At 42.5% G+C, this 20,928-nt stretch carries 6 protein-coding genes; all 6 read right to left on the minus strand.

Translation table 11 applies throughout. The annotated features are described in order from the left end of the window. Nucleotides 1-1,914 (minus strand): ABC transporter ATP-binding protein/permease (locus AACT52_RS31195; RefSeq protein ID WP_143172921.1); only part of this gene is annotated, 1,914 nt, incomplete at its 3' end. A 226-nt stretch (nt 1,915-2,140) separates the two neighbouring features. After that, the gene (locus tag AACT52_RS31200) at nt 2,141-2,938 is read right to left on the minus strand and encodes a hypothetical protein (protein ID WP_198941022.1); all 798 of its coding nucleotides are present in this window, start codon (nt 2,936-2,938) and stop codon (nt 2,141-2,143) included. A gap of 202 nt (nt 2,939-3,140) precedes the next feature. Continuing rightward, complete coding sequence (locus tag AACT52_RS31205; protein ID WP_083630630.1) at nt 3,141-4,310, minus strand: hypothetical protein; 1,170 nt, start codon at nt 4,308-4,310, stop codon at nt 3,141-3,143. A 101-nt stretch (nt 4,311-4,411) separates the two neighbouring features. Continuing rightward, a complete protein-coding gene (locus AACT52_RS31210) occupies nt 4,412-8,671 on the minus strand; it encodes a non-ribosomal peptide synthetase (protein WP_073634525.1) in 4,260 nt (1,419 codons plus the stop codon). A 2-nt stretch (nt 8,672-8,673) separates the two neighbouring features. Beyond that, nucleotides 8,674-16,587, minus strand: coding sequence for a non-ribosomal peptide synthetase (locus AACT52_RS31215; RefSeq protein WP_073634526.1), 7,914 nt, complete (start codon nt 16,585-16,587; stop codon nt 8,674-8,676). Between the two features lie 45 nt (nt 16,588-16,632). Continuing rightward, on the minus strand, nt 16,633-20,883 hold the full coding sequence (locus AACT52_RS31220) for an SDR family NAD(P)-dependent oxidoreductase (protein WP_073634527.1): 4,251 nt from the start codon (nt 20,881-20,883) through the stop codon (nt 16,633-16,635). Nucleotides 20,884-20,928 lie beyond the last annotated feature (45 nt).

Raw genomic sequence — 20,928 nt, forward strand, 5'->3', positions numbered from 1 at the left:
CGGAGGATTAGTGGCTTGGACTTCTGTAATTTGGGGGGTTTGCGGAGGATTAGTGACTTGGACTTCTGTAATTTGGGGGGTTTGCGGAGGATTAGTGGCTTGGACTTCTGTAATTTGAGAGTTTTCGGAAGGATTAGTCGTAATTTCTTCTACTTTTTGAAGGCGATAATCCTCCACAGTCAGAAGTTGCCAAGCGGAATCTTGTGATAGTTCCAGAACCCATTGATGATAATTAAACAAACTTTCTCGATGTCCAACACTGATAAAAGTTGTTTGAGTTGATTGCAATTGTTCATATAAATTGCCTTCATTTGTCAAATCTAAAGCACTGGTTGCTTCATCTAAAATAGTAAAGCTGGGATGAGTAATCAACAATCGTGCAAAAGCCAAGCGTTGTTGTTCTCCTAGCGATAATATATTCTCCCAAGGGACTTCTGTATCAAAGCCATCCACGCGGGTAAGCAAGTTTTGTAGGTTAACTTGTTGCAAAACTTCTTCGAGTTCTGCATCGCTCATTTGACGAGTTGTATGAGGATAGAGTAACTGTTCGCGCAATGTTCCCAAAATTATATAAGGACGTTGGGGCAAAAATAAGACGGACTCTAGGGGAGGACGCACCAGACGACCAGTTCCCGCATTCCACAAACCAGCGATCGCTCTCAACAGAGAACTTTTTCCTCGTCCACTCGGTCCAACAATCAATAAACCTTCTCCCGCTTGAACCGACAGTGATAAGTTTTCAACGATCGTCTGCTCATAGTTGGGCGTTTGTAAAGTGACATCCTCAAAAGCAAGATGGTTTTCTTCTATTATTTTGATGGTACTCACGTTCTCTGGCTGTTTCGTAACAGCTGACAACGCACCCGACAACTCAGCTAAACGTTCAGCGTAACTGGAAAACCGTCCTGAAGTCCCAAATTCATTAATTAATTCTGCTAAAGCATTAGCAAATAGGTTGCAAGCTATAGCTGCTTGAGTAACTTCTCCAAATTCCATTTCGCCTCTTATCTCTAACGGCCCAAGTACTATAAATGGAAATATTTGGATAGCAGCCTGATATCCTCTCTTAAAAAGGTCTTGATTTCTCTCCCAATTTATCTTACGTTGAGCATCTTTTACTAAATGGCTAAATTTGCGCTTAATGATATTTGATTCTTGCTTTTCTCCTTGAAAAAAAGCTATAGACTCAGCGTGATTGCGAATATGAGTTAGACAATAATTATAATCGGCTTTTGATTCGAGTTCTTCTTGATTAATCTTAATCAATTCTTGACTTAAGTAAACAGCAATTAAATTACCTATAACAGTATAAATGATTAAAATCACTGCCACTTGTTGAGAAATTGACCAAAGAATTATTAAAAAAGCTGTCATTTCCAGCAGTTTTTCTAGGTAAGTAGCTGAAAAACTGAGAGCATTGCTGGCAAGCGGTTCAATTTCTTGAGACAAACGTTGATCTGGATTATCAACATCCGAGTTAAAATTGATTTTATAATAGGCTCGATTACTTAAATATTTTGAGAGAATTTGATTATTTAGCCATTGATACCAATCGAGAGCAATTTGTTTTCTAATAAATTTAGAAAATCCTACCAAAAGCGTTGCTAAGAGCAGACCAACGCCGTAAATAATTAACAGTTTAATAAACTTATTTAAATCTTTTTCTTGAACAACGATATCAGTCAAGTAACGATTAACGAAGCTATTAAAAACAGTTGTACCTACAAGTGCGATTATTAATAAGACCAACAGAATGAGCATCCCCCATGCGCGAATCACGTCTGAAAATGCTCTTTCTCCTGGCTTTGTTGGATACCAGTAAGGGCCGACGATCGCTTTTACATTCTCCCAAAATTGAGCAAAACCTGAAAAAGCATTTGTTATGGGTTGAGCTTGAATAACTTGGGTTGGCATATTTTAGAAAAAAAATGAAATTTTTGGTAACAAACTCAGTACTTTTTATTGTTGAGCAATGAGTAATAAGTACTAAAAAACGAATTACAGTTAGCACTCGAAACTCAAAACAGCTTTTGTACACAGTTTTAAGAAACTAACTTAATTTACTTAAAAGTAAACCAAGCGTTTGAAGAAGCTTTTGACTGTATTATGGTTTAATCTTTAGGATAAAGCTTTACTTTCATTATATTTGAAATCCCTTTAAAGCAGTGGTACAAATAAGATTGGCATTGGATAAAAAAGAAAACTTATTTAACATATTATTGAACGCCTTTGAAAATTCTTCCAAATTAATACTGTATTCATTTTTTGAAAATAATTTTAACTTCTCTTCATATAGATTTAGGTAGCGGTCTATTTCTGCTTTCAAGTAATATGGTGCTTCTTCTCCATACAATCTTTCAAACATCCAGTAAGTATTGTAGTGCCCAGATGCTACGTCTTTTTTATAGCTGATAATATCATCGGCAAATTCACTTATAACTTCAAGCGGTAAAAAAAGTTCAAATACTTCTGGTCTATGAGGTTTTCCCAACATCTGAATTAAAGTATGATGTAGAACCCGAATATCGCCAGAGCGTAATTCAGAAAGGCGGGTGATGTCTGCGTGAGTTATTGTATCAGCAGCCATTACTTGGCTTTCTAAGTCAAAAAACTCTCCCATTTTTTCTAGAGCATCTTCGATTGTGGGGTGTTCTAGATTGAGTTCTTTTAAGAGAGATTGGATAAGTTCCTTTTTTCGGTTCCATAAAGAAAATGGACTCATTGATGATCTGTTTGCTTGAGCTGCTTCCACCTCTACATCAGTTTGATAGACAAGAGCTTCAATAAAACCTAAAAGTGGATAGTAATTAAAAAAGTCATCAAAGGAAAGATTATAAGTCGGAAAAAATACCTTGAAGATTCCTTTCATCACTTTGCTGGATTTACAAAGATTTTGATAAGAAATATAAGGTATTTGAGCAACAGATTGAGTTTCCATGAAATTTTTAAGTAAGTGTATATTCATCATAAATTCTGACTTCTTAACTGGATAATCAGATTTTAATATTGTTTAATGAGTAATAAATCTGAGTGAGAAACCCCACTCAGCGCTCGGAACCTGGAACTATATTTGCACTCACTTCACAAAGGATATCAAATTTCAATGTTCAGCGTGCAAACTCACATAGGTATAAACTGCTTTAGTGTTCGTCCACATCTAGAGGATGAGAAAATCCATACTCTTCAAGTTGTCCATCGCGACGGACATCACAAGTTGCACAGTGAAAAGACCCGCCAAAAGTGTAAAAGTTGCGAAAATCAACAGGAATAACTTTAAAGCCTAAATCTTGTAAAAGTCTCTGCGTGGGTTCTTCCTGGCGTTCTACAATCACGCGTTCTGTGTCTAAACTCAGAAGATTCATACTGATCCACTTACTTGCAATCGGTAACTTCCAATAGTCAGGAGTTGTAGGTAATGCCGCCTCCACTAAATCCCAACCTGCTTTCTCAAATAAATCTGTTTTTACAGGAGGACGAGCAGGGTTAATCAAAGCTAGTCCCGGCTTGAGCGGCACTAATGACGCATCAATATGCATTGGATTTAGATCCTGGAACTTGATCTCGTGAACCCGATACATATCTCCCAGGTGCTGCCTGAGCCAGGTAATTCCAATTCGATTAGTCACGTGGCTGCGTTGAACAAAAAGATCCCGTCCACAGCGTACAATATCAGCGGCATCGAAACAAGGTTCAAACTCTGTTGTGACATAGCGTCCTTGTTCAACTAGTGCTTCCTGCTCTTGAGGCGATTTGGCAGCAAAGTCAAAATCATAGAGTTCGTCTGACATTAGAGGCTTCGGGGCTGTTGTCCACTTAGCTCCCCGTTGCAGATATTCTTTCATCAAGGAACGATAGGCACGATATTCAAAAAAACGCGATCGCCACGCCATTGGTGCTTCAATAATTTCATTGCCAACTACAATCAAAATATCGCGAGGCATGGCAGCGTACAGTCCAGAAGCTTCAAAATCTGGAGTTTTATAAATGTTAGAGAAGTCAACTGTGTCAGGTCGCCGTACCGTTACACCTTCGGCTTCTAAAATATTGCAGAACTGCTCAAGCTCCTTTGATGCTGCTTCAACAAGCTCCTGGGGAAAAGGTTGACCCCCATACTGTTGAAAAAAATTCCAGTATTTCGGTGGGGCATCGACCTTAATATTTGCTTCAAATTGAGGTATGGCAGCACCTTCAACACGACCGACAATGACTTCTTGCAGAGTGTCCCATTCATTGTAGCTGTTGACTACACACAGTTCGCTGTCAGAAGTTGTGTCCAGAGATGTTGTGAATTCTTGAAAATTTATGACCATTTTTTGCACCAGAAATGTTGTGTAGTTTTGACTGTTGAAGGCAAACCTATGTTTGAGCCAATCTCAAACTGGTAGGAGTTGGTTAGTATATTTTGCTAGCTCTAGTAAATCATAGTTGCCCGTGCCTTTTCGATACAAGCTTTCAACTGTTCTGCTAAAACTTGAACATGAGGTTGAGCCATCATTGTCATATGGTCGCCTGGTACAAAATGGACATTCACTGGTTCGACAGAAAACTTGTTCCAGCCCCAGGTCAAATCCTCTAATATCTCAGAAGGAAATTTACTAGCAAGTTCTTCACTAGAAACTTCGTTGGCACGAAAAAGAGTAATTTGAGTTGGGTAAACCTGTTGTGGTACATAATTAACTAAAGCGTTAGCCTTTAGAACTTGCAGCAAATTATTAAGCTCTGTGGTCTGAGCATCAGAAGGCAAAATGTTGACCATTTTCAAACGCTCTAGAACATAGTTTAGTTGTTCGTCTGGTAGCAAGTTTTTGAGAGTATCGTCAGAAATCCCTAAGTTTTTGGCGAACTCAAATTCCATCACTTTGGCAAACTCAGTTAGCCATCTAGCATTATCCCAATCAGCACCCATTTGCTTTTGCTTATAAAATGGTGCTGGAGTATCAAAAATAGCGACTAGAGCAACCTTATCCCCCTGACGAAGCAACTGCTGGGCTATTTCAAAAGCTACTTTACCACCAAAAGAATGTCCTCCTAAAAAATATGGACCTTGGGATTGAACAGTCTGTAATGCTTGAATGTAGCGGGCGGCTATATTCTCAATTCCGGTAATTGGCTCTAACTTTCCATCCAGACCATCTGCTTGAAAACTGTAAAACGGTTGGTCTTGGTCTAAATAGGTGGCTAAGTTATATAAGTAAAAAGGATAGACACCAGCTCCTGGAACGCAAAAGAAAGGTTGCTTGGAACCGTTTGCCTGTATTGCTACCAAAGGAGACCCACTAGAAGAATCCGAATCATTTTGTACAGAATCCTTTTGCACAATAGACGCTAACTGTTCAATAGTTGGATTTTGGAAGAGGGTTATTAAAGGGAGATCTTTACCAAACTGCTCCTTAATCTGAGCTATTAAGTAGGGAACTAAAAGCGAATGACCACCAAGGTCAAAAAAGTTATCTTGTACCCCTACCTGGTTAACCTTGAGAATCTTTGACCAGATTTGCACTAGTTGCAGTTCTAATTGGTTACGGGGTGCGACAAATCTGTCTGACCTGGTGCTAATAGAAGGTGCCGGCAAAGCACGGCGGTTTACCTTGCCGTTAGGAGTTAGTGGCAAACTATCTAAGAATACAATACTTGAAGGTACCATATACTCGGGCAGTTTCTGTTTGAGTATATGGCGTATCTCGTTAGTTGTAAGTGTTTGTATGGCAACAATATAGGCTACTAAGTGTTTGTCGCCTGATACATCTTCGGTGGCTATAACCACAGTTTCGCGTACACTGGGATGTTGAGCGATCGCTGCTTCAATCTCTCCTAACTCAATACGGAAACCCCGAATTTTGACTTGAAAATCTTTTCGTCCTAAAAATTCTAGGCTACCATCTGGTCTCAAACGACCTAAGTCTCCTGTGCGATAAATTCGCCTCGAACTAAATTCTGGATCGGGGAGAAAGGCAACTTGTGTCAGGTTGGGTTTCTGCCAATAACCCAGGGCAACGTAGGCACTTCTAATCGCAATTTCACCGTAGATTTCAGTTTTTTCACCAGCTTCATTAACTAAGAAAATTTCAGTTTCCTCAACTGGATAACCAACTGGTACGGTATTTCTAGTGATTTCTGTTTGCTGATTGAGCAAATACAGCATAGTAATACTAGATTCTGTCGAACCGATGCAATTGACAAAGATACATTTTTCAGAAAAATGTTCTTTATATGAATCAACATCTGTTTTAACAACTTCTTCTCCGCCTAAAACAACTAGGCGAATTTGATTGAGCTTCTCATCTTGAACCAGAGTCCTAATAAAGTGCCGATACAAAGTTGGTGTTGAGTGATAGATAGTAATATGATGCTGTTGTAAAACTTCAAATAGATATTTGAAACCTTCTTCTTTGATATTGATTGGGTATAAACTTGCACCATTTAAGATAGCAGAAAATATATCCACAATTGCAGCATCAAAGCTATAAGATGATAACAGCGTCAACCTGTCCCGTTCATCAATGTGAAGATTATTAGTGTAATTTCTAATGAAATGCAGAACATTGCGATGGTTTTGAATAACCCCTTTAGGCTGTCCTGTGGAACCTGATGTATAGAGAATGTAGGCAATAGTATCCGGTGATATTTCCAGCTTGACTTCATTAGAAGAGTCAGTCAAACTGATGTCATCTATATTAATGAGCGGGACAATACCTTTAGTTAATTCTTGGGCACGGGCTAAGTTCTTGTTGTTAGTGAGAACAGCACTAGCCTTTGAATCTTCTAGAATGTAAACAACTCTGTCACTGGGATAATTTGGGTCTACAGGAACATAGGTTTTCCCAACCTGCAAAACTCCCAAAATCCCAGCAACCATTGGTGCATCATGTTCAAACAATAAAGCGATTCTTTCTTCTTTTAATGTGCATTGTTTCAGGATTGCCTGTGCAACTTGATTGGCATGGTAGTTCAAGTCACTATACGTCCAATGGTAATTATTGGTATGGACAGCGATATTATCGGGATATTTCCTAACTTGCTCCTGAAACCTCGCTGGAATTGATTGTTCAATATCTTGTTTGTCGAAGGTAATGAAAGGGTTGGATGGATAAACAAAGTTACCACAGCTTTTCAAATAGTAACATTCTGTTTCTGTTAATAAGGGTAAGGTAGAAATTTTCTCTTCTGGCTCAGCGACGATGCTTTCTAGCAAGGTTTGGTAATGCAAAAGCATCTTAGCAATCGTATCACTATTAAACAAATCGCTATTGTAGACTAATTCCAGTTTTATTCCTTGTTTTTGTTCTTTAACATATAAGCTTAAGTCAAACTTGGAAGCTTCTTCTGGTATCGATATAAATTCTACAGACAGTCCAGACAGTTCCAGTTGATTATCTCCCAAGTTAAGTACATTAAACCACACTTGGAAGATTGGGTTATGGCTGAGATCCCGTTGTAGTTGTAATGCTTCCACCAACAGTTCAAACGGCAAATCTTGATGTGCATATGCTCCTAGAGCCACTTCCCGCACCTGTGATAGTAGCTGCCTAAAACTGGGATTCTCTCCCAAGTAAGTACGCAACACAAGGGTATTGACAAAAAAGCCAATCAGTCCTTCAATTTCTGCACGGTTGCGGTTGGCGATCGGCGTACCTATGCAAATATCATCCTGCCCACTATAGCGCCATAGCAATATTTGGAATGCTGCTAACATGGTCATAAATAAGGTGGCACTTTCTTTTTGACTCAATTGTTTGAGTGCAACAGTGAGCTCTTTTGAAAGTGCAAACTCTTGATGTGCGCCGTGGTAAGTTTGCACAGTAGGTCTGGGTCGGTCAGTAGGTAGCGACAATAAACCTGGTGCGTCTGCCAATTGTTTTTGCCAGTAAGACAGTTGGTTTTGCAGTACATCACCTTGCAACCATCGTCTCTGCCAAAGGGCAAAGTCAGCGTACTGGATGGGTAATTCTGCTAGAGGGTAGGACAATCCTTGAGTGTAAGCTTCATACAGTTGAGATAACTCACGGTTGAAGATGTTCAAAGACCAGCCATCATAGATAATGTGATGCATCTTCAACAGGAAGATATACTCTTGCTCGCCAAGTTGCAGTAGGGTGAATTGTAATAAAGGTCCAACAGCCAGATCGAAGGGTTGGGATGTAAGGGACTTTGCTATTTCTTCAATCTGAGCAGTTTGCTCTTGGGCTGAGAACCCCTGCCAGTCTATAACTGGCAAAGTTAGGGTAGGGGGAGGGGCAATAATCTGGACTGGTTTTCCGTTAACTGTGGGGAAACTGGTTCTTAAGACCTCGTGACGGCGAATCAATTCATTGAGACTCTGTTCCAATGCAGGGAGATTCAGCGACCCGCTTAGCCGCAGAACCAGTAGCATATTGTTAAAAGAACTGTCGGGTGACAACTGGTGCAAAAACCAGAGTCGCTGTTGAGCAAAAGACAGTGGTAGCTCACCGTCCCGTGGCACTCTTTGAATAGGCAACTGATGAGAAGCTTTCAGCTGCTTTGCTTTTTGCAATAGTTGAATAATTTCTGTTTTGCGCCCGGCGATTTCCTGTCGCAGCTTTGGAGTTAACACTCCTTCAGGCGCGTGGCAACGCAGGCGATCGCCATCGTTTTCTAGATTAATATTCAAGCTACTCAGGTGAGAAAGGAATTCAACGGTGCTGTTAGTCATGCTCAAAACTCCACTATTTCGCCACTGACTTCTTTTACTGGTAAATCTTGTGTTGCCCAATCCATGACTTGGAGGTAGGCTGCTAAACCAGCTACTGTGGGAGACTCAAACATCGTCTGTATGGGTAAGTCAAGTCCAAAAGCTAAGTTGACGCGTGACATCACTTGGGTAACTAGCAGGGAATGTCCCCCTAGTTCAAAGAAATTATCCTTAACGCCAATGCGTTCAACTCCCAAGACTTCGCTCCAGATTTGAAGTAATTGAGCTTCAATGGGCGTTCGCGCTAGAACAAAGCCCGTTGAAAGATTTCTAGTAGCTGTATCCGGTGTTGGTAGGGCACGACGATCCACTTTGCCATTAGGTGTCAGAGGCAGGGCATTGAGGACGACAAAAGCTTGGGGCACCATGTAATCGGGTAGCTTTTGTTGGATAAAGGAGCGTACCTGCGGTACTAACTTCTGGACTAACTTGCCGTGTAGGGGATTGTTAGTGTAGTCAGTCCAGGGTTTGATAGTGACTGTTGAAATATCCCAAAAAGCGTAGGCGTTGGCGTAGCCTCTCCAAAAGTTGCCCAACCCAGGCATCGCTTGATGTCCTGGCGTTGAACTGTTGCGGCACAACACCACATCATAAGAACCATCTTGACTACTCTCCCACCAACTCACGTGAACAGTATAGCCGAGATGCTGCCCCAGTTCCCAAAACTCTTCGGGATTGATGCCAACATTTGGCTGTTGTGCTAGCAACTGCCGCAGTTGCCCCACTGTTTCGACACCAGGGGGATGTTCCAGCCATTGCCAAATCTGTAGTGCTTGCTGCACCCGTTGATTACGCACACCCCTGATTCCTAACAATTCTGGCTGTTGCTGGTGCAGTTGATTTTCAATTTGTGTCAACGACAACCCGTCTAGTTGCCAGTTTAACCAAGGAACTACCGTTTTTTCGACATTCGTACCCACATGCAGGATGACATCATAACGGAATTGGGTTAACTCATTTTGAGAGTAACCGCGTTTGGGGTGAATCTCCACCCAAGTAATCTGAGGAAAACGTGTTTGGAGGGCGATGAAGAAACCAGGATCAATCACCAATTCTTCTTCAGCAGCCATACTAGAGTGTACCATTCGCTGCCATTGCTCAATACTTCTTTCTTCAGAAGCTTGGGACAACTGCACGGCGGCATGGAATGGCTCCAACAGAGGCAAGCTGCGGACATCCCCCACGAAGATTGTACCAGACGCGCCAATTGCCCCCATTGCTCCTTCGAGAACCTGCAACAAATACTCAACGCTGGGGAAGTATTGTATTACTGAGTTGACAATTACAGTATCAAATTCTCCTTTGGGGATACCTGCAAAGTTATCTGCCATTTGGTGCAGCAGTCGCACATGTTCTAGACCCTTAACCGTGTTGCATACCTGCTCAACGTCATGTATGGCAGCGCTGGAATAATAGGTTCCCCAATATTGTTGACAGTGCTTGGCAACGCGGAATAGCAGTAACCCTGTGCCACAAATTTCTAATACTCGCTGCGGTGACAGGGACAGGATTCGGCTGACTGTATTCTCAACCCACTCCTGCATTTCCCCACTTGGGATCAGTTGCTTGGTATAACTACTGTTCCAACCAGTAATATTGAACGTGAGATCATCTGGGGATGCTTGAGCTTGCCCGTATGCTTGCTCATAGAGTATTTGCCAGTCACTCACGTACTCACTCTGCCATTGAGCCAGCTGCTGGGGTAATACTTTGTTTTTGAGATCTGGCACTAAGTAAGCCACCAGCTGTTTATCACCAGTAGTGTCAACTCTGGCGACGACGACACCTTCCTGTACCCACGGATGTTGGCTCAAAACTGCTTCAATTTCGCCTAACTCGATACGGAAGCCGCGCACCTTAACTTGATTATCGATGCGTCCCAGGTATTCAATGTTGCCATCCGGTAAATAACGTGCCAAGTCCCCAGTTTTGTAAAGTCGGGAATCTGGCTCATCGCTAAAGGGATGGGGAATGAATTTCTCAGTTGTCAATTCTGGACGGTTGAGGTAGCCTCTTGCTAACCCCGCACCACCGATGTGCAATTCTCCTGGTACGCCAATCGGTACTGGTTGTAAGTGCGAGTCTAAGATGTAAGTTTGTGTGTTGGCAATAGGACGACCAATGGGTGGTGATGAGATCTTGTCTTGTCCATTGGAGGCTACCAGTCCAGAAGTTGTGACAACAGTATTCTCAGTTGGACCATAATTATTCACAACCTGAAAAGGGACTAAAGCTGAGGGATAATGATGAAGCTTATCCCCACCAACCAGCATTGCTCGCAAAGTTAGATTTTCATTCCATTCTAGAGATAATAATTTCTCTGCAAGCGGTGTTGGTAGAAAACTGATCGTGATTTTTTTTGAGATTAGCCAGTTTCGCAAATCTATTGGTGAGTGAAGGGTTTCAGATTTGGCTAAGTAAATACTTGCTCCAGCTGTGAGGTAAGGCCACAATTCCCATACCGCAGCATCAAATGCTGTTCCTGCTAGCTGAGTGGCTTTGTCTAATGGAGTGATTTCAAAGGCACATTGATGCCAGAAAACCAGATTTAGCAGCCCTTGATGGTCAACCAGTACTCCCTTAGGCAGACCTGTAGAGCCGGAGGTATAAATCACGTAAGCCAAGTTCTTAGCTTGCACACCAGTGATACAATTTTCCAGACTTGATTGGGAGATCCCCTCCCAGTCAGCGTCTAAGCAGACAAGCTGTGCCCCATGCTCAGGTAGCTTCTCGACTAGTTGCTGTTGCGTTAACAGTACCGAAACAGCAGTGTCTTGAAGCATGAAGCTCAGTCGTTCTTGAGGATAATTTGGGTCAAAAGGTACGTAAGCACCACCCGCTTTCAGAATCCCAAGTAGTCCCACAACCATCTCTAAGGAACGCTCAACGCAAATGCCAACCAGCACATCTGCTCCCACACCCAAAGACCGCAAGTAATGCGCCAACTGGTTAGCACGACAATTCAGTTGCTGGTAAGTCAGGTGTTGATTGCCAAATACCACCGCCACCGCATCTGGAGTACGCGCTACTTGCTCCTCAAACAACTGATGAATACACTTATCCCAAGGATAATCCACCTGAGTCGAGTTCCACTCCACTAAGAGTTGATGGCGTTCCTGCTGGGTGAGCAAGGGCAGTAACGCTACTGGCTGTTGTGGATTTGCCACTATTGCCCCTAACAAATTTTGGTAATGGTTCATCATGCGGGCGATCGTCGCCGCATCAAATAAATCAGTGCTGTAACAGCAAAAGCCCTCAAGACCTTCTGGTGTTTCCCAAAAGTGTAATTCCAGGTCAACCCGAACCGTGTCCAGATGCCAAGGTATCTCCTCGACGCTTAAACCAGGCAAATCCCAAGAAGAGGTAGGAGCATTCTGGAGAGCAAACACCACCTGCACCAGTGGGTTACGATTCAATTTTCGCTCTGGTTGCAACTCTTCCACTAATATCTCGAAGGGCAAATCCTGGTGTTCATAGGCATTGAGGGTGACTTGTCGCACTTGCGCCAGTAAGGCTTGAAAGGACTGTTCTTGGGACAGATCGAACCTCAGTGCTAAAGTGTTGACAAAGAATCCAATCAATGATTCTGTTTCCTGACGGTTGCGATTGGCAATAGGAGAGCCAACAACAAGATCCGTTTGTCCACTGTAGCGAGAAAGTAAGACGACAAAACCTGCCAACAACGTCATAAACAGAGTGGCTTCTGACTCTTGGCTGATCTGTCTAAGTTGAGAAGTCAGCAAGGCATCTACTTGAAAGCGCTGTACACTTCCTCGAAAAGTCTGTACAGCTGGGCGAGGGCGGTCTGTGGGTAGTTCTAATAGAGGTGGTGCTCCAGTTAACTGTTGCTTCCAATAGCTTAACTGACGCTCTAGTACCTGATTTGTCAGCCACTGACGCTGCCACAAGGCGAAGTCGGCATACTGCACAGCTAACTCTGGTAAAGTGACAGAACTACTGGTGGAAATAGCTCGATAATGGTCAGACAGTTCGCGGATCAAGACACCCATTGACCAGCCATCAGCAGCAATATGATGAATCGCCAACAGCACTATGTACTCGTCTTGAGCAACTTGCCACATCTTGACTCGCAGTACAAGACCATTCGCCAGATCGAATGGTTTGCGGGCTTCTTTGATTGCCTCTTGCTCCACTTGTTTCCTTGGGTCTGGCAGATTCTGTAGATCTACTACTGGTAATGTGATGGTAATCTCAGGGGCTATGACCTGTACTGGTTTGTTATCCTTAACCTCAAAGCGAGTACGCAGAACCTCATGCCGCCGCACCATTTCTTGGAGCGCCCCTTCCAAAGCTTTGACATTCAGATTTCCCACCAGACGCGCGGTACAAGACATTGTGTAAGCACCACTTTCGCCTTCCAAGTGATGGAGAAACCACAGGCGCTCCTGCGCCCATGACAGGGGTATGTCCTTGTCTCTGGGGAAGGGCACAATCGCGGGCACTGTTAGAACTGAACCAGTTTGCATCTCAGTTAAGATCGCATCACTTAGCTGGGCAACTGTAGGTGATTTAAATAGATAGCGCAGTGGCAACGAAGTTTGAAAAGCTTCCTGCAAGCGAGAAATTACTTGTGTAGCTAGCAGGGAATGTCCGCCTAGTTCAAAGAAATTATCATTAATACCCACTTGCTCTACTCTCAGCACCTCAGCCCAAATTTGTGCCACCGTTTTTTCAATTGATGTGCGCGGGGCAACAAATTTGTCTGACATTTGCAGATCTAAATCTGGTGCTGGCAGGGAACGGTAGTCTACCTTGCCGTTGGGAGTTAGTGGTAAAGTTTCTAGAATTACAAAAGCCGTTGGCACCATGTAAAGTGGCAGTTGACTGGAGAGGAAATTCCGCAGTTCACTGTTAATGTCTGTATGCTGTTGATGTGGCACCACGTAGGCGACTAAATGTTTCTCACTCCTGATGTCTTCACGGACAATCACACAAGATGCCTGGACATTGGGATGTTGGCTCAGAACTGTTTCTATTTCTCCCAACTCAATGCGGAAGCCGCGGATTTTTACTTGGTTATCAATGCGTCCCAGGTATTCTATGTTGCCATCTGGCAAATAGCGTGCCTTATCTCCAGTTTTGTAGAGACGAGAATGCCCGTCAGTGCTAAAGGGGTTGGGGATGAATTTTTCTTGTGTTAATTCTCTTCGGTTTAGGTAGCCTCGTGCCAAAGAGACACCTCCAATGTGTAACTCTCCTGATACGCCAATGGGCACGGGTTGTAGGTATTGGTCTAGTATGTATATTTGAGTATTATGAATCGGTCGTCCAATTGATATCTTTTGCCGATCAATTTCTGTTGTGGCTGAATCTAGCAATTTGCATAACGTTGCTTCTACAGTTGCTTCAGTAGGGCCATATCCGTTGATTAACAGCGGAGGTTTTCCTAAATTGAGGCTTTGCAATCTATCGTTTACACACTTTCGCCATAGCTTTAATTTTTCGGACTGCACTTGTTCTCCCCCAGTAATCAGCAGTCGCACTGATGTGGGTAAGATCTCATGTGTTATCGCTAGTTCAGATGTCAACTGGTGCCAGTAAGCTGTTGGGAGCTGCAATACCGTCAAGTTCCACTCCCGACACTTTTGCACAAAGGTGGAGGCAGAATTCAACATTTCATTGGTACGCAGCACCAGTGTTCCACCACAAGTTAAAGAATTATAAATTTCGTCAACAGCCCAATCAAAGCTGATAGATGAAAATTGTAAGATGCGATCGCTACTGTTAAGTCCATACGCAACCTTTGTTGCCGTAGTAAAATTCACCAAAGACCGATGTTCAATCATCACTCCTTTCGGCTTGCCAGTAGATCCAGAAGTGTAAATTACATAAGCTAAGTTATTCGCTTGCACATCTGCGATGGGATTGTCCTGACTCAACTGGGAAATCAGTTGAGCGTCAGTATCCAAGCAAACAAGCGGTCCTTTTTGCTCAGGTAATTTCTCAACTAGATGGTGTTGGGTCAGCAGCACTGACACAGCCGCATCAAGGAGCATGAAACTCAAACGCTCAGCTGGATACTCAGGGTCAAGTGGTACATAAGCCCCACCCGCCTTCAAAATGCCAAGAAGTCCCACAATCATTGAGAGCGATCGCTCTACACACAACCCGACCAGTACATCTGCTCCCACACCCAAAGACCGCAAGTAGTGTGCCAATTGATTGGCACGACAGTTCAACTGGTCATAGGTGAGTTGTTGATTTTCAAACACAACTGCCACAGCATTAGGTGTCCCCTGAACCTGCTCCTCAAACAATTGATGGATACACCTATCTAGTGGATAATCCGCCTGAGTATCATTCCACTCCACTAATAACTGATGCCGTTCTTGTGAGGTTAGCAAAGGTAATTCCCCAACTCTGTGATTGGGATCGCTGACTATTGTTTCTAACAAAGTTTGGAAATGAAGAGTCATCCTAGCAATTGTATCCGCCTCAAACAGATCGCTGTTATATTCCCACGACCCAATTAATCCTTTTTGTGTCTCCCAAATCGAGAGGCTCAAATCGAACTGAGCCGTACCCCGGTCTACCATCTCTGGAGTCAGACTAATACCAGATATCTCTAAAGTATCAAGCGAGAAATTCTCCAAGACAAACATTACTTGAAACAAAGGATTGTAGCCGAGTGAACGTTCCGGTTGTAATGCTTCTACCACTCGTTCAAATGGAACATTCTGGTGTGCCTGGGCATCTAAAACAACAGAAGACACCTGGGCGAGCAACTCCTTAAAACTGGGATTGTCTTTAATTTGAGTACGCAACACTAAGGAGTTAATAAAACAGCCAATGAGGGGTTCAACTTCTGTGCGATTGCGGTTAGCAAAAGGAGAGCCAATACAAATATCATCCTGACCACTGTAACGATGAAGTAAGACTGCAAAAGCTGCCAGAAGCGTTACAAACAGAGTAGTTCCTGACTGTTGGCTCAAGGTTTTGAGTTGTGCAGTTAAATCCGAGTTGAGTTTCCATTTTTGAACCGCACCAGAGAAATTCTCAACCGAGGAGCGAGGATAATCTGTTGGTAGTTCCAATAACGGTGGTGCGTCTGCTAATTGTTGCTTCCAGTAGTCAAGCTGCTGTTGTTGCAATTCCTCTGTTAACCATTTTCGCTGCCAAACAGCAAAGTCAGCATACTGGATGGTTAACTCTGGTAATGAAGTTGGAGAACCAGTAGAAAAGGCTTGATAAATGGCTGACAATTCTTTGATGAATATTCCCATTGACCAGCCATCTACAATAATGTGGTGTAGGGTTAGTATCAGCAGATGCAACTCTGACTTCTGACGCAGTAGACTGACTCGCAATAAGGGCTGTTTGCCTAAATCAAAGGGCTGGCGAACTTCTTTAGTAACTAGTTGTTGAATTTCAGCTTCTTGTAATCCTTGTAAGTCTACGACTGGGATGTTTATAGTCAAAGTAGGGACAATCTGTTGCACCGCAAATCCATCTACTGTTGGGAAAATAGTCCGCAAAGCTTCGTGGCGACGGATAATTTCGTTGAGAGTTTGCTCTAGTGCTGCTACATTTAGCGTACCAGTAATCCGAAATTGGAAACTTTCATTATAAGATGGCTTTTTGCTATCTAACTGATTGAGCAACCACATCCTTTGTTGACTAAAAGATAAAGGTAAATCGCAATCCCGGTTAATAGATAATATGGGTTCAAAAGCTATTTTTTTCGCAGTTCTTGCTTCTTGAAGACAACTAAATATTTCTGCTTTCCGCTCCATTAACTCCTGCTTGAGGGTTGCGGTCATTACTCCCTTAGGAGCGCGATAGCGTAGCTGGTCGTCTTCAATCCAAACTTTTATATCTAAACTGTGTAGTGAAGATAAAAATTCAAATACTGTCATTTTATATGTATCCTTCTTCCTATTCAAAATTCAACTGTTATGACTTTATAAATATCCTTCTTCGTATTCTTCTTCTATGTTAGTAATAAATGTATTTTCATCTTCTGCTGCAATTCGCAGTACCTCAATGTTACGAGCCAACTCACCTACAGTAGGAGATGTAAATAAACGGTGTAAAGACAACTCTATAGAGAAAGCATCGCGCAACCGAGAAATTACCTGCGTCCCCAAGAGGGAATTTCCTCCTAGTTCAAAGAAGTTGTCGTGAATGCTAAAAAGCGGTGTGCCTAAAACTTGCTGCCAAATTTGAGCAATTTGTTGCTCTACCTGGTTCCGGGGTGCTACATGGGTATCTGTTTGCTGACGAATAAACTGCCGAATCAATTTGTCTTTATCAATTGCACCACTTAGGGTGAAGGGCATCTCGTTAAGCTGTACTAAATTGCAGGTGCAAGAAGTTCCAAAGCGGTCTTGTAGCTGAAAGTCTGGTAATTTAACAATATCGTTGTTACTGCTAGTAGTGGTACAATAGGCACTTAACTTTTGTAAGCTAAAGGCTTGAGGCTGCCAACGTTGAATGTTCTGGTTGCTCCCGTCCAAACCTATTAATATATGTGCTTGCTGATGTTGTAAACTTGCAAGCATTGAAGATATTCCTTGGGACAAAGACATAACATAGTAACCTTTGGCTCGGATCAGATTCTTCATCTGATATCCTTGGCTCATGCCTGTTTCGTCCCACATACTCCAAACCAAACAATAGCTCGATAATCCACTGTTGTATTTTTGATAATGGGAAAAGCTATCAAGAAAACTATTGGCAGCAGCATAAGCCCCGACAGCAGTGCTGCCAAAAAAACCGTGTGCTGAAGAAAAGTTGATAAAAATGCTGTCCTTATTGCCTTTAACCAATTGATGCAGCGCCCAAGAACCCAGCATTTTGGGACGCAGCACTGCTGCTAAGTTCTCCTGGGTTTCTTCAAGTACAAGCTGCTCATGAAAAGTTCCGGCTAAATGGATTATGCCATCCAAATTCTTCCCCCATCGGGATTTAGCTTTTTCAACTATTATTTGCAACTGCTTCAAGTCACAGATATCAACAGCTTCGTAAATTACCTCTCCTCCAAGCTGTTCTAGTTCCTGATATGCTTTCAAGCGTTGTGCAACAGCATCTTCCTTCTCTAGATGGGCATTCCAAGTACTTTTATCGGGTATTGGAGTTCTGCCGAGCAACAGTAGCCGAGTTTGGTAATGTTTCAGTAGGTACTGCGCTATCTGGATACCTATACCTCCGAGTCCTCCAGTGATTAAATAAATTCCTCCTTGCTTGAAGGTGACTGGGGATTTAGGTTCGCTCGTTAAATCAACTTTTTCTAAACGAGGAACGAAACGCTGCCTATTTCTGTAAGCTACCTCTCGTTCTTTTGACGAAACTTGCATCTCTTGTAAGATATAAGCTCCATTTGTTTCAACTTCAGCGTAAGGCAAATCGATGTGGCGACAGTTCAAGTTTGGCAGTTCTTGAGGAATGGTTTTCAGCAGCCCCAGCACTGCTGATTTCTCGTAAGCTATTAGGTCAGTTGAGGAAATAGACTGGATATGAGAAGAAATAAATAGTAATTGAACAGAATTATCAGAACCCTGAACATTGGCTAAAGCTTGAACTAAGAATAATAAACTGTATATTCCTTGCTCTTGTGCTTGTTCGAGGGCATCAAGGCTTTTGACTTCGCCAATATATTGGTCATAAGTCCATAAGTGAAGTATCTGCCCAATGATAATGTTATCTGCTGCTAGAGATTCAAATAAGAGTTGATAGTCCTTCGCTTTTCCTGAAGTGATTGTGTAGTGTGAGCGATTGATTTTTCGGAAATCTTCTCCGGGTGAAACAGTTATGTATGGCAGGTTCTTCTCTGACAAGATTTGACATAAATATGCCCCCAGTCCCGAAGAATCTAGAAATACTAGAGTGGGATTAATAATAGATAAAGAAGAATTAAAAGTAATGGGATATTTGGGCTGCCATACTTGACGGTAGAACCAGTTGGGAATGGTATTGGCGTTACCAAGTAATATATCAATCCGTTTAATAATTGATTTAAACTCTCCTGCCAAAAAGCGCTGGCTCAGTTGAGTACGCTGGATTTTGCCAATGTTTGTTTTGGGAATAATTTCCTTATCTACTGGAATGAGATAATCTGGATTTACTTGCTGGCTGTTGACTACAGAAGTGCGAATTTCCTTCAGGATATTCACCAAACTGCCATCGTCAGAAAAAGAAGTATTGAAAAAGATAGCTAATTTATCAGTATTAATTCTCGGTTCTCTCACTGCACACGCAGCTGTATAAGAGACTTCTACGCCTTCAACTTCTTCGACGGCGGCTTCGATTTCGTGGCAGTAGTAATTGAGTCCATTAATGATAATTACATCTTTCTGCCGCCCGGTAATCGTTAAACGCCCTTCCCGAAGAAATCCTAAATCTCCCGTATTAAACCAGCCATCGGGGGTAAAAGCTTCTTGGTTAGCTTGGAGATTCTGATAGTAACCAGAAGTGACGGAAGCACCTTTTACCTGAACCCTCCCAATTGTCTCGGACTCAACTACTTGGTTTTGGGCATCTACAATTCGTATGGCAAATCCGGGAATAGGCGATCCCACTTCTACAAATTTTTGTTCATCTGTAGTTGAGTTCAACAAAAAACTGTCAGAAAAGGTAACTCCTGAAGATGTCTCAGACATTCCCCATGAAGGGTGCATTGCCGTGCTAGGCAAGTGAGATGGTTCCAGTAACTGCATAAATCTTCTTGCTGTTTTGGCGACGATGGCTTCACCTCCATTGAGAATAAATCGCATTGAAGATAAATCCCATTTAGAAGTTACCTTGGTTTTTAGGTTTTCTAGTTGCTCATTGATTAGCCCATAGGCAAAATTAGGTGCCCAAGTAATCGTGGCGCGATACTGGGAAATCCAATCTAACCATCTTGTAGGTTGTTCTAAAACTAACTTTGTAGGAGCATGGATTTGCTGGCAACGTAGATAGACATCCCGAACATGGAACATCACCAGACCTCCAACATGGTCTAGGGGAAACCAATTCAAAGAGACATCTTCTTGCGTAAAATTATTTATCATAGCACTGCCAGCACTACGACTAATCAAGCTGCCATGACTCTGCATAACAGCTTTGGGTGTACCCGTGCTTCCAGAAGTCAAAAGCAAAATCGCCAAATCCTCTGGCTGACTTTGATGTAAGTGAAAATCCCCTTCGCACTCACGCAACTTATCAATAGTTGCGACTTGAAATTTTTCTAAATTCAAAAGCCTTGATAAATTAGCAATTTTGGGGGCTAAAGAAGCGCTTGTTATAACAATAGGTTTCCCTAGCATCTGCCAAGTGTTCTGTAGTTTGCTGGTGGTAGTGTTAACTTGCTCGTAGCTTGGGGCTGTGGATATTGGTACCGGAACAAAGCCCCCTAGGACGCAACCCCAAAAAGCACAGATGAAATCTTGATTGTCGTCAAGTTGAAAAATTACTTTGTCTTGAGGCTTGAGTCCTAACTTTCTCAATCCAGCTAAAATCTGTTGGGCGTCTTGCCATAGCTTGCTATAAGACTGAACTTTCTCAGTGCCATCAGGCTGAATGTAGATGATACCTTTAGTTGAACTTTCAGCGGCTCGTTGTAGTACTTGTGCTAAAGTTTTGGGAGCGTCTTGGGGATATTGCAGTGGTTCCCCATAACTAATGGCTAGCTTTTTTGAGGAGGACAAGCTACTGTCTTCTACCTTTTGACTGGGTGTGATTGCTTGTACCTTTTGCTGGCTATCAGAAGAGGCGTTCGCTTGATTTTCAGGTAGTAAATCCTCTAAATGTATAGGAGGAATTCTTTTAACTTGAGGTTCGACAACTACCGCAACACGTTCAATTTCTGACAATGACTGTAGTTGCTTTTCTAGACGAAGCATCAACTCAGAGTCAATAACTCCTAAAGTAGTTAGAGTAGCTTCATCTATGCGCCCTGTATCTGTTAAGGGTATGGCGGAAACTGGCACAATTGCCTTGGGTATCGATTCGCTAGGCAGAATTGTTTGCAAGTGAGATAACAATTGTTCTGGTACAAATAAACCTGATGGAACTACATAAGCAACTAACTCTTGTTTTGACTTTTCCGTCTGCCTCTGTATGACTACACAATCGTCAACAGTCAAACTTGATCGGATAGCAATTTCTACTTCCTGTATCTGAAAAATTTTCTGACTTGAAGCTAAAGACTCGCTATAACTATTTAACTGCATCAGCGATATTCTCCTGAAAATTTGTTCTTTGACAATCTGGATGAC

The organism is Scytonema sp. HK-05 (genome assembly GCF_963872035.1).
GTDB lineage: Bacteria > Cyanobacteriota > Cyanobacteriia > Cyanobacteriales > Nostocaceae > Kalymmatonema.